The following is a 16,991-nucleotide window of genomic DNA, read 5'->3' as shown; positions in this document are numbered from 1 at the left end:
TCGTTTTTTAAATGAAAAAAACGGAGACCCTCTTCAGTTAAGAAGAGAGTCCCCGCGTATGAGCAAGTTAACCTCCTCTTATCTGCCAAAATGGTTGTACATTTTGTAGGACGTAGCACCTTAGTGAATTATTACTCACTGGTTGCTGGGCTTTCATAGGGCCTATTCCCTCAGCCGCTCTTGATAAGAGTGTATGTGATTTGTGTTCCATCGTTGATTCACAGTATAAAACAGAGTAAATCCATCTGTCAACACTAAAAATTTAATTTTCTGAATTTTTATTTCCTGAATTTCCTATTGCGTATTCTTTTCGCTATCAATTACCATTAAATACTAAATAAATACATATTTTACTATCACAATCTTTAAAAAGAATAGTAATTCACTAATTTTTAAATAACATAATTCACTAAATATTAACAATAATTACTACTTATGATTGCTATAATTATTTATGACAAATACTTTTATTTATAGCTTTATTAACAAAGTAACCGCACTATGTACATAAAAAGTAACATTGTCACGTCTTTATTCTAAGAAAACTTCTTAGGTCGAAATTATTATTTCAATAAAAATTTAATAGATGTGAAGGAGGCATTTTTATGACAACAGCAACAGAGAAAAACAATGGCGCTACGGAGCAAAAACGCAATTTAAAGCCACTTTGGATTGCGCTCGCATTCGCTGCACTTATTATCATTGTATTATTACCAAACAATGGCGACTTACCGGTTATGGGGCAACGTACGTTAGCAATTTTAGCGTTTGCCGTTATTTTATGGGTAACTGAAGCCGTATCTTACCCAGTCAGCTCGGCTATGATTTTAGCATTAATCGCCGTATTACTTGGTTTAGCACCAAGCTTGGAAGATCCATCTGTTCAAATGGGAACAAGTAATGCACTAAAACTAGCTTTAGGTGGCTTTAGTAACTCTGCGGTAGCATTAGTAGGGATGGCGCTGTTTTTAGCAGCCGCAATGCAAATTACCAACTTACATAAGCGTATCGCACTTTGGGTCTTATCATTAGTTGGTACAAAAACAAACGCACTTGTATTTGGTGCGATTTTAGTAGCAATCGTCTTAGCATTCGTTGTACCGAGTGCGACAGCTCGTGCAGGTGCGGTTGTTCCAATCCTTTTAGGGGTTGTTGCAGCATTCGGCTTAACAAAACAAAGTAGACTCGCGGCATTATTAGTTATTACAGCAGCACAGGCCGTTTCAATTTGGAATGTCGGAATTAAAACCGCCGCTGCACAAAACTTAATTGCACTTGGCTTTATTAAAACTGAATATGGGATCGATATTGCATGGGGCGAGTGGTTTATGTACGCCGCGCCATTCTCAGCGATCATGTCGGTCGTATTATTCTTCGTCATGATTAAATTAATCAAACCTGAGACAGACAATATTTCAAGCGGCAAAGACGTAATTCGCCAACAGTTAGCGGAACTTGGCCCAATGAAACGCAAAGAAATCACATTAATCATTACAACGTTAGTATTATTATGCTTCTGGGCAACAGAAGGAAAATTACATCCATTCGATACAACAACGGTTACGATTATTGCCATCGCCTTTTTATTAGCACCTAAAGTTGGTGTGTTCAATTGGCAAGAAGCATCTAGCCGCATCGACTGGGGTACATTAATCGTATTCGCAGTAGGTATTTCTTTAGGCTCTACGCTACTTAATACAAAAGGTGCTGCCTGGTTATCAGACACAATTTTCGGCTCACTTGGCTTAGATACGATGCCACTGTTAGCAACGATTGCGTTAGTGACCATCTTTAACATTATTATTCACTTAGGTTTTGCCTCGGCGACAAGCTTAGCATCGGCGTTAATTCCGGTATTTATCGCCTTAGCCATGACATTGCCATTGCCGGTTGAAAACCAAATTGGCTTCGTTATTATTCAACAATTCGTTATTTGCTTCGGTTTCTTATTACCAGTAAGCGCACCACAAAACATGCTTGCTTACGGTACCGGTTCATTTACGACAAAAGATTTCTTAAAATCAGGGATTCCATTAACAATTTTTGGATTCATCTTAATTTTAATCTTCAGTGCAACTTACTGGAAATGGATCGGTTTATTGTAATCGACTTCACCCTCGATTTTGACTAGAATAAGCTTAAAGGAGAAATCCTTTAAGCTTTTTTGTCGTTTAACGACATAAGAAAGAACATCATTATCGTGCATAATGTGTCTTTCTAACAATACATAAAAGGGAGATGTTCACGTGGAAACTAGAGAATTATTACGTAGTCACTCATCTGTACGTAAATATACAGGCGAGCCAATTTCAAAGGAAACAGTCATCGATTTAATCGAAACTGCACAAATGGCGGCAAGCTCACATTTCGTACAAGCCTACAGTGTCATTTGGGTAACAGACGAGGACAAAAAGAAAAAACTTGGTGAGCTATCAAAAAATGAGTTCCAATTCGGGACTGCAGGCGGTTCATTCCTATTTTGCGTAGACTTCAAGCGTCTACATGTAGCAGGTCAACTGCACGGCGTTGATATCGTAGCAGATTCTGCAGAAAACGTACTCGTTGGCGTAGCAGACGTTTCCTTATTCGCACAAAACTTTGTCATCGCAGCAGAAGCAAAAGGCTACGGCATTTGCTACATCGGTGGTGCCCGTACAAATCCAAAGGAAATTAGCGCGCTCTTCAACTTACCCGAGTACGTGTTTCCACTATTTGCAATGACAATCGGCACACCGACAAAACGTAACGAAACAAAGCCACGTTTACCAGTTGCAGCCGTTTTACACGAAAACGAATACAATGTCGAACAATACGACACATTACTTCCAGCCTACGATGCAACGATGGAAAACTATTACGCTAGCCGTTCTTCCAATCAAAAAATGGCAACATGGACGAAGCAAATGGCCGATTTCTTAGTCGATCAAAAACGTCCATTTATTAAAGATTTCTTAGCAGCGCAAGGCTTTACTTGGAAATAATCACGTTCGGATACACCGTCTCTCTAAGGCGGTGTATCTTTTTTATTGTTGAAAGCATTGCTTCATTTTTGATAAATGCATATAATTACAGCATTACAATAGAACTGAAATATATAGTTAAATCTATTTAGACTTCATTAAACATAATCTAGAACAATCTATCTACTACATACCTTCATATTACTAAAAAGAGAGGGAGTGATTGCTAATGGGCATCAGTATTACTTCAAAATCACACTTAAAGACAATTCGCAGATATCCTTTACAAATCGCTACTCTTAACGAAAATTTAAAAGAACTGCACGATAGAATAGCACCACAAATTGACCCAACAAAGTATGAAGCGATTTCATCCTATGTAAACCAATATATTTCGCATACCCATATCTGGAATCTCAAGTTTGCGAACAATTTAGAGAGCCCTGAAGTCGCATTAATGCAGGTTTTTCATTTAAAAGTCATCTTACTTGGTGAGCCTGCTGACTTACATCAAGCAATTCGTACAAATTTAGAGGACTTAAACGAAAAGTTCCTAAGTATTACGCTTTATTCAGACGAACAACTAAAATCACGAGAAGCAAAAATGCGCGACTATATTCAAAACTTCCAAAAGTAATATGAACCGCATTGGTCAATCAGCCTCTCTACACAGTAGCTATGTATATTTTCATACAATAGTAGTCCTTTGATTCGTTCCTTTTCCCAGTTAAATAATTTAACTATTCCATTAAACCTATTTTTGTCGTTCTTTTTGTATAATGAAAAATGAAAATTATGTAAATACAGCAAATAATTCAATCGTTTGTACCCAATTTTTTTCTAAGTACTTTTGATACAATTATTATAAAAGATTGGAGGATTTCAAAATGAGCTCGAGTTTTGTAGCAAAATCAATGGAGCGCCAGCATTTAAAATCTGTCCGCAAGCTTTCCTTACAAATCATCGATATTAACACAGCGCTAAAAGATGTCCACCATCAACTAGCACCACATATTGATGAAACGAAATACGAGGCAGCAACCGCCTATGTCAATCAATACATTTCCCATACGCACATTTGGAATATTAAATTTGTCTGCAACTTAGAAGATTCTGAAGTGGCACTAATGCAACTATTCCATCTAAAATATATTTTGGACCGCGAGCCTGCTGAACTCTATCAAAGTGCACGTGACATCTTAGAAGAACAACGTGAAAAATTCATGGCGATTACCCTGTTTCCAGATGAACATATCGAAATGCGCCGTAGAAAAATGCTTGATTATATTAATAATTACGCACAAACAAAAGGAGAACGCTAAATCGCGCTCTCCTTTTCGTTTTATAAGCCATCAATTATTAATGCTTTTACCGGCTGGAAGTCCTCACCTGTTTTTGCATAGGTAATCGTTGCTTTGTCACCTGCTTGTAAGTAAATCACAAACGGTGCAATCTCTGAACTCACAATAAAGTTTTCACCTGTTGTCGTTAAGAACGAAACAATCGTAAAGTCTCCAACACGCTCTTTATACACACGTACAATTTCAACAGTAGCCTTTGCCTCTTCTGCGCTAGACGAGCCATTTACGGTACTACTACCACGATTAAGTGCCGTTTTATAAAGCTTTAATGCTTCATTTGGCGTTGTACCAAACGCTGAAATTTCAGGGTTCGCTGCTGAAACGATGAAATAGTTTTGTAAGAAACCATTAGCATCTAGTACCGCGGTTAACCAACTTGCTTCACCGTAAAAGTTATAAAGAATTGGCATCTCGCCGTCCCACTCTTTTTCCACGAACTTTTTCTCAATAATATCCAGTGCCCCTTGCGAATCCATGTACGATTCTTCTAAGTTGCCTGTGTAATACGTTGCCTGACCCGTACGCGCATGTGTTAACGCATAACCAAGCATCGAATCAACACCCTCTTTTGGACTCGTGAAATCCGTGAAGTAATACATGTCACCGTCTTCCATAAAGACTGGGCTTACATTTTCTTCTGTGCCTTCATCACTTGGAATTTTAACGTCCTTCTTCCCAACTAAGCTGTTCCAAAAACCATGTACATAATTTCCGTAATAGCTATTTTGCAAGCTCACTGTTTCTGGTGATACCGCACCGTCAATAAATGCCGGTACATCAGCTAATGCTAGCTTTTCCGTATCCCCCGTCTTCGCATCAACTAAGATGATCCCTCTTACATCAAACCCGTTACGCGCTGAAATGAATTCACCGTATGAACGGATGTAGAACGGCTTACCTTCTTCATCAATTTCTAATTGCGTATCCCCGTAAAAAATTAATGTCGGGTACTGCAAACGAATATGACGCTCTAAGTTTTTGTTTAAAAATGCTGACGGAATATAGCTCATTTCCTCTTTGATAAACTTCGGATTATCACTTGAATCCGTTGCGCTCATCGTAAAGTAACCTGGCGTCGTTTTTCCATTAAACCATTTAAAAAAGCCTGAAAACTCCACTGGTGCAATGTATACATACTCGCCGTTTACTTTTTGAATTTGTAGGTTCCCTAATTCATAATAGCTCGTATTCGGTACTTGCCCGAACGCTTTTTTCATTTTATTTTTTACGAATTGTGGTGGTACACTCGCAGGCGTTTTTGTTTCTTCGAACGGAGCAATTTCCGTTTTTTCCTGCATATCAGCCGACTTATATTTATCATTCGCATTTAAAAATGGTGCGGATACTAAATAACCAATGCCAATAATCCCCACTAACACGATAAATGATTTAATCTTTTGCTCTGTCCCCACTGCAATAATTGCACCAAAAATCGCGATTACTGGTAGTACATATAAAAATATTGTCCAACTCAAATCAATTTTTGATATATAAACCGTTAAAAAGACCGAAATAAAACTTACAATAAATACAATTACCGCACCGACGACAACGGATTTTGTCGAAAGCTCTTTATTACGAAGCTTTTTCGATAACGGTACTAATAGTAATGTCATTATTAACGATCCAATGGCGGTTAGTAAAAATAACTGTCCCATCTAAATCATCCTCTCTCTTCTTAGTATTTACGAATAACCGTTAAAAAAGATTCATAAACAATTAAAATATGATTTTTAGGAGGCCCATGCATGACTAGAAAACTACTGATTGCGTTATTTTTTATTTTCGGCTTGTACTACGTATTTCTATTCGACACGATTGATAGCTCTTTTAAAATGGTATTTAAACTAATTCCAATGCTGTTATTAATCCTTCTCGCATTTTTAACAAAGGTACCAAATAAAACGCCATATTATTGGCTCATTTCCATTGGGCTCATTGTGTGTGCGATTGGTGATTACACGCTGCAATGGTTCATTGTCGGGCTTAGTTTCTTTTTAACCGGCCATATTTTTTATATTTTCGCGTTTCGTTCTACTGATAGACAAAAAACACCGCTATACGCCAAAGTACTGTTAGGTATTTATGGTGCTGCGATGCTTCTATGGATTGTGGGTTCCTTATTTATGAACGGCGATACGGTGATGGCCATTGCTGTAATTGCATATATCGCGGTCATTTTAACAATGGGCTGGATGTCGTTTCGAACAGGCAGCACATTTGCGATAGCTGGGGCATTGCTGTTTATTACATCCGATTCGATTTTAGCAATCAATAAATTCATGTTCCCAGTAGCTTTTGCACACGAGCTCATTATGTTTACGTATTACGGAGCACAATTTTTGTTAATGTTAAGTATTGCTCAATACTTCAAAATAGTTCAAAAACCGAAATAAAGAGTGTACAATAATAAGAAAAGCGTTAAAGCGCCCTTTACGCCCCTACTAGAAAGTAAACGTTTCTTCACTTTCGAAAACGGGACCGAAAAGCTCGGGGACTGGTGCTTTAACCTAGACACTGTTCATACAACATCTATTTAGGAGGGCTTTTGCCACATGAAAGAAACCGTTATCGAGCGCTTAGTACGCTACGTAAAAATCGACACACAATCAGATTTCAATTCAGAAACAACGCCATCAACAATGAAACAATTTGACCTTTTAAACCTATTAAAAGACGAATTAGCTGAAATCGGCTTAACTGACATCACATTAGATGACAACGGCTACCTGTTCGCCACACTAGAATCAAACACAGACAAAGACGTGCCAACACTTGGCTTTTTAGCACACGTTGATACAACAACTGATTACACAGGTACAAACGTACAGCCACAACGCATCGACAACTATGACGGTGAGGCCATTACACTTAAAAACGGTTTAGTTATGTCACCTGACTATTTCCCGAACTTAAAAAATTATGTTGGCCAAACATTAATTACAACTGACGGCAACACATTACTAGGCGCAGACGACAAAGCCGGTATCGCAGAAATTATGACGGCAATGGAATTTTTAGTGAACAACCCAGAAATTAAACACGGCAAAATCCGCGTGGCATTCACACCAGATGAGGAAATCGGTCGTGGCCCGCACAAATTCGATGTAGAAAAATTCGGTGCGGATTACGCCTACACAATGGATGGGGGCCCACTTGGTGAGTTACAATTCGAAAGCTTCAATGCGGCTGGCGTAAAAGTAACAACACGTGGTACAAACATTCACCCAGGCTCTGCGAAAGACAAAATGGTGAATTCAATCACAAAAGCAATCGAATTCCAAAATGCGATGCCAGCTGACGCGGTTCCTGAAAAAACAGACGGCTACGAAGGCTTCATTCACTTAATGCACTTTGATGGTAGCATCGAGGAGTCAACAATGTCTTACATTATCCGTGACCATGACCGTGCAAAATTCGAAGAGAAAAAAGCATTCATGGCGCAAGTGGGGAAAGACATGCAAGCTAAATACGGTGAAGACGCGATTACCGTAGAAATCGACGATCAATATTACAACATGGGCGAAAAAATTGTACCGGTTATGGAAATTGTCGAGATCGTAAAAGAAGCATTTACGAAATTTGATATCACACCAATCGTTGAACCAATTCGCGGTGGTACAGACGGCTCTCAGCTTTCATACATGGGCTTACCTACACCAAACATCTTCGCTGGTGGCGAAAACATGCACGGGAAATACGAATTCGTATCAGGCGAAACGATGGAAAAAGCAACAGAAGTGATTATTGAAATCGTACAGTTGTTTGAGAAGCGTAACTAAATCCAATTATTTTCCTCGGAGTGATTCCATTCACTCCGTTTTTTTTATACAATGTTATCAGAAAATTCATGATATTAAAGAGGTGTCGCATGAGGGAAATTTTGATTGGGGTTTTAGCAGCACTATTTTTTGCCGTCACCTTTGTGTTAAACCACTCCATGGAGCTGGATGGTGGAAGCTGGTTATGGAGCGCTTCACTGCGTTATTTCTTTATGCTACCGTTTTTAATTGTCATTGTTGCCATTCGTGGAAAACGCGGCTTTCGCGTGCTCGCTAGTGAAATAAAACAACATCCTGGTGGCTGGCTCATTTGGAGCTTTGTCGGCTTTGTGTTATTTTATGCACCGCTTACGTTTGCAGCCGCCTTTGGACCAGGCTGGCTTGTATCAGGAACGTGGCAATTTACGATTATTGCAGGTGTTTTACTTGCGCCACTTTTTGTTACGGTTCTTGCCGGAAAAACAACGCGCGCCAAAATTCCACTTGTGTCACTTGGTATTTCTGGCATTATTTTAATTGGGATTTTACTCATTCAAATTCCCCAAGCCCAGAGCGTTGATGCCAAAAGCTTACTACTTGGCATTTTACCGGTTGTTGTCGCAGCCTTTGCCTATCCGTTAGGCAACCGCAAAATGATGGCCCTATGTGGTGGACGTGTTGATCCATTTCAACGTGTACTCGGCATGACCATTGCGTCCCTACCGGCTTGGATTGTGTTAGCGGTATATGCGCTCTTTACTGTCGGAGCCCCCTCTTCTAGCCAAGTATTTCAGTCGTTACTTGTTGCGGTTTCTTCTGGGGTCATTGCAACCATTCTATTTTTCATCGCAACAGACCGTGTACGCAACGATCAAGGTAAACTCGCAGCCGTCGAAGCAACACAGTCAACAGAAGTGCTATTTGCGATGATGGGTGAAATGATTTTACTCAGTGTGCCGCTCCCACAACCGGTTGCCCTTGCCGGATTAGCGGTCATTATTATCGGCATGCTACTTCATAGCTATCATACGATGCTGACAAGTAAAAAAGCGCTGACTATACTAAAAAGAGGATAGCCGCATCAGCTGCGCGCTATCCTTATTATTTGCCCAATGCAACATGCCTGATGGGCCTAATTTAAATACATATAAAATAAAAAAACCCATATCTACGCAGGATACGGGCAAAGGGCCTTCCCAATAAGGAAGTAAACACTTTGAAGAAAAATATAAAGGGTGAAAAACTCATGTTTGACCTCAGCCAAACTTACATTCTAAATGAGGGGGTTTAGAACGCTAACCTTAGCTAACCTACTCCTGGAGAAAAGTAGGTTAGCTTCGGACTTACCTGTACTGTATTACAAATAAGCTCTTGCTATAACTTAATGATAATGATAATCACTTTCATTGTCAATATGTTTCCTTAAAATTCTTTTAAGAATTTTTTAATGAGCGGCGATATTGGAATTGCTTTAGTTGAAAATGTAAAAAGCACCCAATACAAAAACCTAAGATCGCAATGAACGATGCGAGTGCTACCATGATGGTAAAGCTATAGGCTATTATTGAAAGATTAAGTACAAATCCGGCTAACCCTCCAGCTAAGCAAATACACGCAATCGTCGCATTAAATTTCTGTTGTCCTATCTCCTCAGGAATATACGATTTTAAATCCTTCGTTAAAAAAAGCTTTGCAACACGCATAATCGGATTAAAGCCTGTCAAAACACCAAGTAAATTGGCAACGAGCGGAATGGCTAACAACCAATACTGCCCTGTCAGCCATGTGAAGACAACCGACAAAAAAATTGTCCACTGATTCACACGCACTAACGGTCTTGGAATCGAAATCGGTTTCGTCATATAAAACCAACCTTTCTGATAAGTTTTATTAAGTTTAACGTTTTTTTCCTCGTTTGCAAAGAGAAATGTTATAGTATGGAGAGACTAATTTAAGAAAAGGTGATGTCAGGTGCCAGCACTTTCCTATGATCAAGTACGACAGCTAAATTCATATAGCATTTTTACAGAAGAACCACAGCGCCCATTATTTACACTCGCGAATTTGCACAAAGATTTTTATTTAACGGATTTCCGTAATTTAATGATGGGCATAACAAACGCCGCAACAGAAGCCGCTGCAATTTCTCATTTTGGCCGCCGCTACGGAATGTTTGTGGCGATGCAGTTTTATATGCTGACAACTTATGATGAGATTTGGGATGGACGTCCTGAGGATTTACGCTTTGCGATTGTTCCTGAATTCGGTATGCATACACTTGGCATGTACATTAATGCGAACGATTTTCGCTATGTAGAAGATGACGAGCGTGAGCGTGTGATGACAGATATTTTATATAAAACGTCAGTTATTATTGGGCAACTCCGCAAAACAACGTCGATTTCACCGTTAGTATTGTGGGAAAACATTTTTGGTTATATGCTATGGCATTTCCATACCCTTCTTGCCAACCCAGCCTTAGCAGACCGCGCATTTGAGGATTTAGATATGCTAGAGGATAAAAATGTGTGGCGTCATTTCTCGGATAAATCATTATTCCTCAATTACACAGGTGGCAAAAGCCCGTCTGCACTCATTAATCAGCCCGTTCGTAAAAGCTGCTGCTTTTCAAAGGACATCCCTGGTTTAATCGCTTGCGGGTTCTGTCCGATTAAATAAGAAAAGTGCATTCGTGCCCTTTAAGCCCCGACTAGCTTTGGAGGGCCCGACTAGAAAGTAAGCGCACTTCCACTTTCGACGGCGGGAACGAAAAGCTCGAGGGGCTGGCGCGAATGCCTAGACACCACAAAAAACGATGCTACGCGACAAAGCCGCGAGCATCGTTTTTTCGTTTCAATTATTTAGCTATCATTTTTAACGTTTCTGCTACCACTTTTGCCCCGTCTAACAGTGCCTGTGGATCAAACGTCATGTTTGGATGATGTAAGCCTGGTCCTAGGTTTGCCCCCACACCAATCATCGCTGCTTTTAACTGTGGATGTTTTACCGTATAGAAATGGAAATCGTCACTTCCTGGTGTGACAACAGCTGGGGCTAAATAGCTTTCCCCTAATGACGCCACAATCGCACGCTCTGCAACATGTGCTGCTTCAAGTGACACTTCCGCACCTGGTGTGACATCTTGCCAATCCCACGCAATCTCCGTCTCAAACATGTCCGCAATTTGCTTTAAGCCCTTATCGACGTGACGTTGCAACTTCGCTAAGATTTCATTTTTCTGTGCACGCACATCGATCGAAAAGCTCGCATTCCCAGGGATAATATTCACACTACCCCCATCTGCAACAATTTTCGTTAACTTCGCTGAATACACTTCAAATGGATCAATATGAATATTTTTCAGCATTTGTTGAATCGCCACAACAACCTCAATCGCATTATTGCCCTGATGTGGGCGAGCACCATGCGCATCAGCACCAGAAATGCTACCACCTAAGAAGGCCGCAGCTCCGTGATAAATCGCCGGTGCAATTTTTCCAAGTGGGAGTTCTTCTTGTGGACGTAAATGCACTCCGAATAAATGCGTGACATCCTGCATCACACCACGTTCAATCATTGCTAATGCTCCGCCACCTGTTTCTTCCGCCGGCTGGAAAATGAAGCGAATTCGTTTTGTTAGCACTTCATCTTTTAATGCAACTAGCGCGCCAAGTACCATCGACATATTGGCATCATGGCCACATGAATGATTCGCCTGCATCACGCCGTCGACTTCTTGCCATAAGGCATCAATATCCGCTCGAACGGCGATGACCTCATCACCTTTTCCAATTTCCGCAACTAAGCCGGTTACACCTTCAAAACGCTTAAATGACACACCCATTTCACTTAAAATATCCGCTAATTTTGCCGTAGTCTTCACTTCTTTCCAGCTAATTTCCGGATTTTCATGGAAATGCTGGAACCAATCAAAAATCAGTTGTTCCGTTGATTTTACCGCTAACATGACTTGCACCTCGACTTAAATTTGTTACCTATAGTATACAGCAAAAACTTCGTAAGCCGCAGTATTGTTGCCCAAGTAAAAACAAAAAGTGATCGCCAGAAAGTTGCCCTTCGTGACGACCACTATGTGAAAGTGTTCATAAGTTTCTACTCCTTACAGGCTTGAGAAAAAGCCGCTTGGATAGTTTGTACGCTCTTCGACTTGCTGCGCTTCATGCTGTTCTACCGCTTCAAAATCCATTTCCTCATCCAATAAATACGTCTCTAACGTTGATTTTAACAATGTCGTCATTATCATTCGCCCCTTTAATTGATTGAATTTTTAGTTAATTTAAATATTACAGCGCGACCTTATGAAAATCAATCATTAAACGCAACGTATGCTAACAAACTATAAAACCTATCTCATTTTGAGATCAATAATCAAAAGCGCTAAAGCGCCCGTCAAGCCCCAACAGACATTGGAGAGCCCGACGGAAAAAAACTACATCGAAAAAATGCTTCGATGTAGCTCAATACATTATGAAGTTGCTACTTTTGGTCCGTCCTCTCTATTTCTTGTCATCCATTGAATCACAAACATGACACCAAAGACGATTAAACCAATAGTATCTGATACCGATTCTGGGTAAATCATCGCTAAACCCGCCGCAATTAACACTAAACGCTCAATCGCGTTGATTTTTCGATACCAATACCCAATAACTCCAGCACCGATTGCAATCATTCCCATAAGTGCTGTAAATACGACCCATGCAATTTGCCCAACCGTTACGTCAATCATCAGTAACGCCGGTGAGAAGACGATCATGTACGGAATGATAAATGCCGCAATCGCTAATTTCGCCGAGTTGACACCAGTACGAATCGGGTCGCCTCCCGAAATACCGGATGCTGCAAAGGCGGCGAGCGCAACCGGTGGCGTAATATCGGCAATAATACCGAAGTAGAATACAAAGAAATGTGCAGATAATACAACAATTAGTGGCGCTGCACTCGCTGCCACATCTGGCGCTAGTAGTGCAATAATCGCTGGTGCTGCAATTGTTGATGTAATTACATAGTTTGCTGTTGTTGGTGCGCCCATCCCTAAAATAAGCGATGCAATCATTACGAAGAATAGCGTTAATAAAATGCTACCACCCGCAAGTTTTACTAAGCTGTTTGCTAAAGATAAACCTAAGCCTGTTTTCACAACGACCCCAACAATAATCCCCGCACAGGCAGTTGCCGCAGCGACTGCTAATGCAGAGCGCGCACCTTCTACTAATGCATCGATAAATTCTTTCACACCGAATCTCACATCTGGATTAATAATTCCAACAATGACACATGAAATAATGCCGTATAAAGCAGCATGAATCACCGGTACACCCGAAACCATTAAGACAATAATGAGCACGATTGGAATGAGTAAATAAATCTTTTTAAAGACATGAGAACGATCCGGCATTTCTTCATCTGTTAAACCACGTAAGCCTAATCGTTTCGCCTCAAAGTGCGTCATAATCCAAATACCCGTAAAGTAAAGTAGCGCTGGAATCGCCGCTGCTTTTGCGATATCCCAATACGTAATCCCACGCCCAATAAATTCAACCATTAAGAACGCCGCAGCACCCATAATCGGTGGCATTAATTGTCCGCCGGTTGATGCAGAGGCTTCTACCGCACCCGCGAAGTTTTTATTGTAGCCAAGACGTTTCATCATTGGAATCGTGTAAGAACCCGATGTTACAACGTTTGCTACGGAACTTCCTGAAATCGTCCCTTGAAGGGCAGACGAGAAAATCGCTACCTTTGCCGGGCCACCCGTTAATTTACCGGCAACCGAAATGGCTAAATCATTAAAGTATTGCCCTACTCCGGTTTTTACTAAAAACGCACCAAATAGTAAGAACACAAAGATAAACGTAGCCGATACTGCTAGTGGCGTCCCTAAAATCCCATCTGTTGAGAAGTACATTAAATTGACGATACTTTCTAAGCTTTGCCCACGGTGCGACATAAACGCCGGCATGTACGGACCGAAGAATGCGTAGAGTAAAAATACTGCCGCAATAATCGCAATCGGCAAACCAACCGCGCGTCTTGCTGCTTCTAATACTAAAACGATTGCCAGTAAACCGACGTAAAAATCTAACGTTTCTAACTTCCCTAAACTTTGCACAAGACGCTCATAGTTTAACACCCAGTAGCTACCTACAAAGACCGCAATGAGCGCCAAAATATAGTCGTAAAACGGGATACGCGTTTTTGATAATTTACGTGTTGCCGGGAATAATAAAAAGATAAATACTAAAGCAAAACCTAGATGGACCGTACGCTGAATTTGCGCTGGGAACTGTCCAAAAACAGCTGTGTATAATTGGTATAGTGTAAAGGCCAATAACCCAACATAAATCGCATGCTTCATAAAGTTTTGCGGATTGCGCTGATTTGATTCTAAATCAAATTTTTCCAGCAACTCCTGCTGCTTTTCTAACGACAAACTTTCATGAAGCTCATCTTTGTTCACCACTTCTTTACTCACCTAACGCCACTCCTTTCATCTTTTGATACAGGGACAATTTTTGTATTTGTAAAACATATGATTTGCCGCGTGTTAACTTTTGCTTAAGCGCAAAAATTTCACCACCATAATGCAAATCTAATTTGTAATCAACATCTCCAATATGTAGCGTAAAATCTTTTAATCTCGCATCATGGTATTGCAGTGTATACACACCATTTTCATACGTTAACGTCTGGTCTTGTTCAGCAGCACTCGGCATCCCAATAGCGACGTCCGTGTATTGCATGGCTAACAGCTGAAGCTCACTTGTCGGTAACACGCGGTAGCTTTCCGTGACATCCGTCAAATGAATCGAATGCGTAAACACAATGTCAAAATCAGTCCCAGATTGTAACGGTTGATAAACGAGCACCGGATTTTCAACACGTGTTTCTTTAAACGTGATACTGCGCTCATATGGGACAAAATAGCCGATTAAACAAGAACTTACTACCATTACTACAAGCCATTTTTTCATCCTCATCACCTATAAAAAAAAGACCTCTGGCGTTAATCGCAACAGAGGCCTCTTTCTACTACTTGTTCACTTCATCAAAGTATTTTTGTGCACCTGGGTGAACATCAATACCGATTCCATCTAAGCCCGTCTCAGCTTTAATGAATGCACCTTTTGCATGGCTGATTTTATCCGTGTTGTCGTAGATCGCTTTTGTCATCTCGTAGACTAAGTCTTCTGATAAGTCCTTCTTAACCGCTAACATCGCCCCTACAGATACAGCTGGAATATCAGACTCTAATCCGTACGTACCTGATGGAATTTTGTCCACTGCGTAGTATGGATACTTTGCGATTAACTCATCTGCTTTTGCTGCTTCAACTGGAATGATATACACGCCATTTGTTGCATTTAACGCTTCTACAGCACCTGTTGGGTAACCTGCTGTAATGAACGCTGCATCAATTTGACCTGTTTGAAGTCCATCTGTTGATTCACCGAAGTCTAAGTTTTGTGCTTTAATATCGTCCATTGTTAACCCGTGAATTTCTAATAATTGCTCTGCATTCGCGAATGTACCAGAACCTGGCGCACCTACAGATACTTTTTTACCTTTTAAATCTTCATACGTTTTAATACCTGAATCCTTTAAAACTACTAATTGAATTGTTTCTGGGTATAGTGCACCTAATGCTACGATTGAATCCAATTTTTGGCCTTCAAACATTAATGTTCCTTGTGTTGCATAGTAAGCGATATCCGTTTGCACGAATGCCACTTCACCATCACCTGCATCAAGCGCTGTCATGTTGGCAGCAGACGCTTGTGAAACTTCGGCTGTTGCCTTTACCCCTGTGTCTGTTGTAATTAAGTCAGCAAACGTACCACCTAATGGATAGTAAGTCCCCTGTGTACCACCTGTTAAAATACTAACGAACTCAACCTCATCGTCTCCACCACAGGCTGCTAATACTAAAATGAATGCACTTACTACAAATAGAAGTAGCTTATTTTTAGATTTAAACATATAAAATTTTCCCCCTTTGCGCATAGTTATGACTTCATTTTACCTACATATTTATTCAAAAGTCAATCTATTTAATAAAATCAGAATAATTAACATTAGCATAAATACGCTATTAAAATAACTTTTTTTCTTTTTAATCCCTATTTTCCTACTCGATATTATTTAGTTTTTATGTATTCCGGTTAAAAATTGCATAAAAAACGCATAAAATCATATTTTATCAATATACTTTTCCACGTTAGGTTTTGCATAATAAAAAAACTGTATCCATTTAGAATACAGTTACTCAATTACCCCACAAGCAATACGTGCACCCGAATTGCCGGCGGGATCAGTTTTATAATCATCTTCCTTTTCATGAATCACAACCGCTGTACCATCTTTATCGAAAATGGATGTAGCTTCGCCTTTTTTCAACGTAAAATCAGCGGTAATCAAATTTAACTGAACTTCCCCCGCCTCGTCAGCAACGATATTCGGTAAGTCTCCCACATGTGGGCCGAGTGGATTTTCTACTCCATGCTTTTTGTTTGTCGGATTAAAATGAGGCCCGGCAGATTCAAAAGTAGGCGCATCGCACTTACCCGTTTCATGTAAGTGAATCCCATGTCCACCTGGGGGTAGGCTATTTAAAATTGCGGTTAGTTCTACACCCTTTCCTGTTTCTTTAAACGCAATTTCACCAACAAGCTCATTTTCGGTATTATAAATTACCGCTTTTGCTGTTAACGTCTCCGGGGCATTTACCGCAAGCTTATCTCCTTGCATAAAATTACAGCCTGACAGTAATAACACCATACTCATCATCACGAATTTACGCATACCGTCCCTCCTTTTTGCTTTAGTATTTCTCCATTACCTAAAACTTATACAAAAAGAGTCGCCCAAATTTGAGCGACTCGATTTCT

General features: G+C 40.2%; 16 protein-coding genes and 1 riboswitch. Of the genes, 8 read left to right on the top strand and 8 right to left on the bottom strand.

What is annotated here, in order from left to right; genetic code table 11:
* Window positions 1–75: 75 nt before the first annotated feature.
* A riboswitch (SAM riboswitch) is annotated at window positions 76–190 on the bottom strand.
* Between the two features lie 415 nt (window positions 191–605).
* From NSQ62_RS01360 to NSQ62_RS01345, 4 genes are all read left to right on the top strand, one after another.
* Window positions 606–2,105, top strand: a complete 1,500-nt coding sequence (locus NSQ62_RS01360; RefSeq protein WP_341322146.1) for a DASS family sodium-coupled anion symporter — start codon at window positions 606–608, stop codon at window positions 2,103–2,105.
* Window positions 2,106–2,246: 141 nt separating this feature from the next.
* Entirely contained in the window at window positions 2,247–2,981 is a 735-nt protein-coding gene (locus tag NSQ62_RS01355; RefSeq protein WP_341322145.1) for an NADPH-dependent oxidoreductase, read from the top strand.
* A gap of 208 nt (window positions 2,982–3,189) precedes the next feature.
* The gene (locus tag NSQ62_RS01350) at window positions 3,190–3,597 is read left to right on the top strand and encodes a hypothetical protein (protein WP_341322144.1); all 408 of its coding nucleotides are present in this window, start codon (window positions 3,190–3,192) and stop codon (window positions 3,595–3,597) included.
* A gap of 250 nt (window positions 3,598–3,847) precedes the next feature.
* Window positions 3,848–4,282: a hypothetical protein gene (locus tag NSQ62_RS01345; protein ID WP_341322143.1), complete on the top strand. Its 435-nt coding sequence runs from the start codon at window positions 3,848–3,850 to the stop codon at window positions 4,280–4,282.
* Between the two features lie 20 nt (window positions 4,283–4,302).
* Here the strand turns inward: NSQ62_RS01345 and NSQ62_RS01340 are convergent, their stop codons facing one another.
* Window positions 4,303–5,979 (bottom strand): hypothetical protein, encoded by a 1,677-nt coding sequence (locus NSQ62_RS01340; RefSeq protein ID WP_341322142.1) that lies wholly within the window; start codon window positions 5,977–5,979, stop codon window positions 4,303–4,305.
* A 90-nt stretch (window positions 5,980–6,069) separates the two neighbouring features.
* On the opposite strand from NSQ62_RS01340, the gene NSQ62_RS01335 reads away from it, so the two are divergent.
* The 3 genes from NSQ62_RS01335 (at window position 6,070) to NSQ62_RS01325 (ending at window position 9,158) form a co-directional block, all read left to right on the top strand.
* Window positions 6,070–6,717, top strand: a complete 648-nt coding sequence (locus tag NSQ62_RS01335) for a lysoplasmalogenase (protein ID WP_341322141.1) — start codon at window positions 6,070–6,072, stop codon at window positions 6,715–6,717.
* A gap of 159 nt (window positions 6,718–6,876) precedes the next feature.
* Complete coding sequence (pepT, locus tag NSQ62_RS01330; RefSeq protein WP_341322140.1) at window positions 6,877–8,103, top strand: peptidase T; 1,227 nt, start codon at window positions 6,877–6,879, stop codon at window positions 8,101–8,103.
* An 89-nt stretch (window positions 8,104–8,192) separates the two neighbouring features.
* Window positions 8,193–9,158, top strand: coding sequence for a multidrug resistance efflux transporter family protein (locus tag NSQ62_RS01325; protein ID WP_341322139.1), 966 nt, complete (start codon window positions 8,193–8,195; stop codon window positions 9,156–9,158).
* A gap of 357 nt (window positions 9,159–9,515) precedes the next feature.
* On the opposite strand, the gene NSQ62_RS01320 is transcribed toward NSQ62_RS01325, so the two are convergent.
* The gene (locus NSQ62_RS01320) at window positions 9,516–9,944 is read right to left on the bottom strand and encodes a DUF4395 domain-containing protein (protein ID WP_341322138.1); all 429 of its coding nucleotides are present in this window, start codon (window positions 9,942–9,944) and stop codon (window positions 9,516–9,518) included.
* 109 nt (window positions 9,945–10,053) lie between these two features.
* Between NSQ62_RS01320 and NSQ62_RS01315 the strand changes: the two genes are divergently transcribed.
* Window positions 10,054–10,761 (top strand): Fe-S oxidoreductase, encoded by a 708-nt coding sequence (locus tag NSQ62_RS01315; RefSeq protein WP_341322137.1) that lies wholly within the window; start codon window positions 10,054–10,056, stop codon window positions 10,759–10,761.
* Between the two features lie 178 nt (window positions 10,762–10,939).
* Here the strand turns inward: NSQ62_RS01315 and NSQ62_RS01310 are convergent, their stop codons facing one another.
* The 6 genes from NSQ62_RS01310 to NSQ62_RS01285 form a co-directional block, all read right to left on the bottom strand.
* Window positions 10,940–12,049, bottom strand: a complete 1,110-nt coding sequence (locus tag NSQ62_RS01310; RefSeq protein WP_341322136.1) for an amidohydrolase — start codon at window positions 12,047–12,049, stop codon at window positions 10,940–10,942.
* A gap of 153 nt (window positions 12,050–12,202) precedes the next feature.
* Window positions 12,203–12,340, bottom strand: coding sequence for a hypothetical protein (locus NSQ62_RS01305; RefSeq protein WP_341322135.1), 138 nt, complete (start codon window positions 12,338–12,340; stop codon window positions 12,203–12,205).
* Window positions 12,341–12,568: 228 nt separating this feature from the next.
* The gene (locus tag NSQ62_RS01300) at window positions 12,569–14,578 is read right to left on the bottom strand and encodes a TRAP transporter permease (RefSeq protein ID WP_341322134.1); all 2,010 of its coding nucleotides are present in this window, start codon (window positions 14,576–14,578) and stop codon (window positions 12,569–12,571) included.
* A complete protein-coding gene (locus NSQ62_RS01295) occupies window positions 14,571–15,077 on the bottom strand; it encodes a DUF1850 domain-containing protein (protein WP_341322133.1) in 507 nt (168 codons plus the stop codon). The genes NSQ62_RS01300 and NSQ62_RS01295 overlap by 8 nt, the downstream gene beginning before the upstream one ends.
* Window positions 15,078–15,135: 58 nt before the next feature.
* Window positions 15,136–16,083 carry a TAXI family TRAP transporter solute-binding subunit gene (locus NSQ62_RS01290; protein WP_341322132.1) on the bottom strand — a complete coding sequence of 316 codons (948 nt, stop codon included), beginning with the start codon at window positions 16,081–16,083 and terminating at the stop codon, window positions 15,136–15,138.
* Between the two features lie 282 nt (window positions 16,084–16,365).
* On the bottom strand, window positions 16,366–16,905 hold the full coding sequence (locus tag NSQ62_RS01285; protein ID WP_341322131.1) for a superoxide dismutase family protein: 540 nt from the start codon (window positions 16,903–16,905) through the stop codon (window positions 16,366–16,368).
* Window positions 16,906–16,991 lie beyond the last annotated feature (86 nt).

The organism is Solibacillus sp. FSL H8-0523 (assembly GCF_038051985.1).
Lineage (GTDB): Bacteria > Bacillota > Bacilli > Bacillales_A > Planococcaceae > Solibacillus.
This window is presented reverse-complemented; position numbering and strand designations above follow the sequence as displayed.

Excerpts from the sequence above, each read along its gene's own strand:
- NSQ62_RS01360 (WP_341322146.1), top strand. The coding sequence starts at position 606 with ATGACAACAGCAACAGAGAAAAACAATGGCGCTACGGAGCAAAAACGC.
- NSQ62_RS01350 (WP_341322144.1), top strand. The coding sequence starts at position 3,190 with ATGGGCATCAGTATTACTTCAAAATCACACTTAAAGACAATTCGCAGA.
- NSQ62_RS01345 (WP_341322143.1), top strand. The coding sequence starts at position 3,848 with ATGAGCTCGAGTTTTGTAGCAAAATCAATGGAGCGCCAGCATTTAAAA.
- NSQ62_RS01340 (WP_341322142.1), bottom strand. The coding sequence starts at position 5,979 with ATGGGACAGTTATTTTTACTAACCGCCATTGGATCGTTAATAATGACA.
- NSQ62_RS01335 (WP_341322141.1), top strand. The coding sequence starts at position 6,070 with ATGACTAGAAAACTACTGATTGCGTTATTTTTTATTTTCGGCTTGTAC.
- pepT (WP_341322140.1), top strand. The coding sequence starts at position 6,877 with ATGAAAGAAACCGTTATCGAGCGCTTAGTACGCTACGTAAAAATCGAC.
- NSQ62_RS01325 (WP_341322139.1), top strand. The coding sequence starts at position 8,193 with ATGAGGGAAATTTTGATTGGGGTTTTAGCAGCACTATTTTTTGCCGTC.
- NSQ62_RS01320 (WP_341322138.1), bottom strand. The coding sequence starts at position 9,944 with ATGACGAAACCGATTTCGATTCCAAGACCGTTAGTGCGTGTGAATCAG.
- NSQ62_RS01310 (WP_341322136.1), bottom strand. The coding sequence starts at position 12,049 with ATGTTAGCGGTAAAATCAACGGAACAACTGATTTTTGATTGGTTCCAG.
- NSQ62_RS01305 (WP_341322135.1), bottom strand. The coding sequence starts at position 12,340 with ATGACGACATTGTTAAAATCAACGTTAGAGACGTATTTATTGGATGAG.
- NSQ62_RS01295 (WP_341322133.1), bottom strand. The coding sequence starts at position 15,077 with ATGAAAAAATGGCTTGTAGTAATGGTAGTAAGTTCTTGTTTAATCGGC.
- NSQ62_RS01290 (WP_341322132.1), bottom strand. The coding sequence starts at position 16,083 with ATGTTTAAATCTAAAAATAAGCTACTTCTATTTGTAGTAAGTGCATTC.
- NSQ62_RS01285 (WP_341322131.1), bottom strand. The coding sequence starts at position 16,905 with ATGCGTAAATTCGTGATGATGAGTATGGTGTTATTACTGTCAGGCTGT.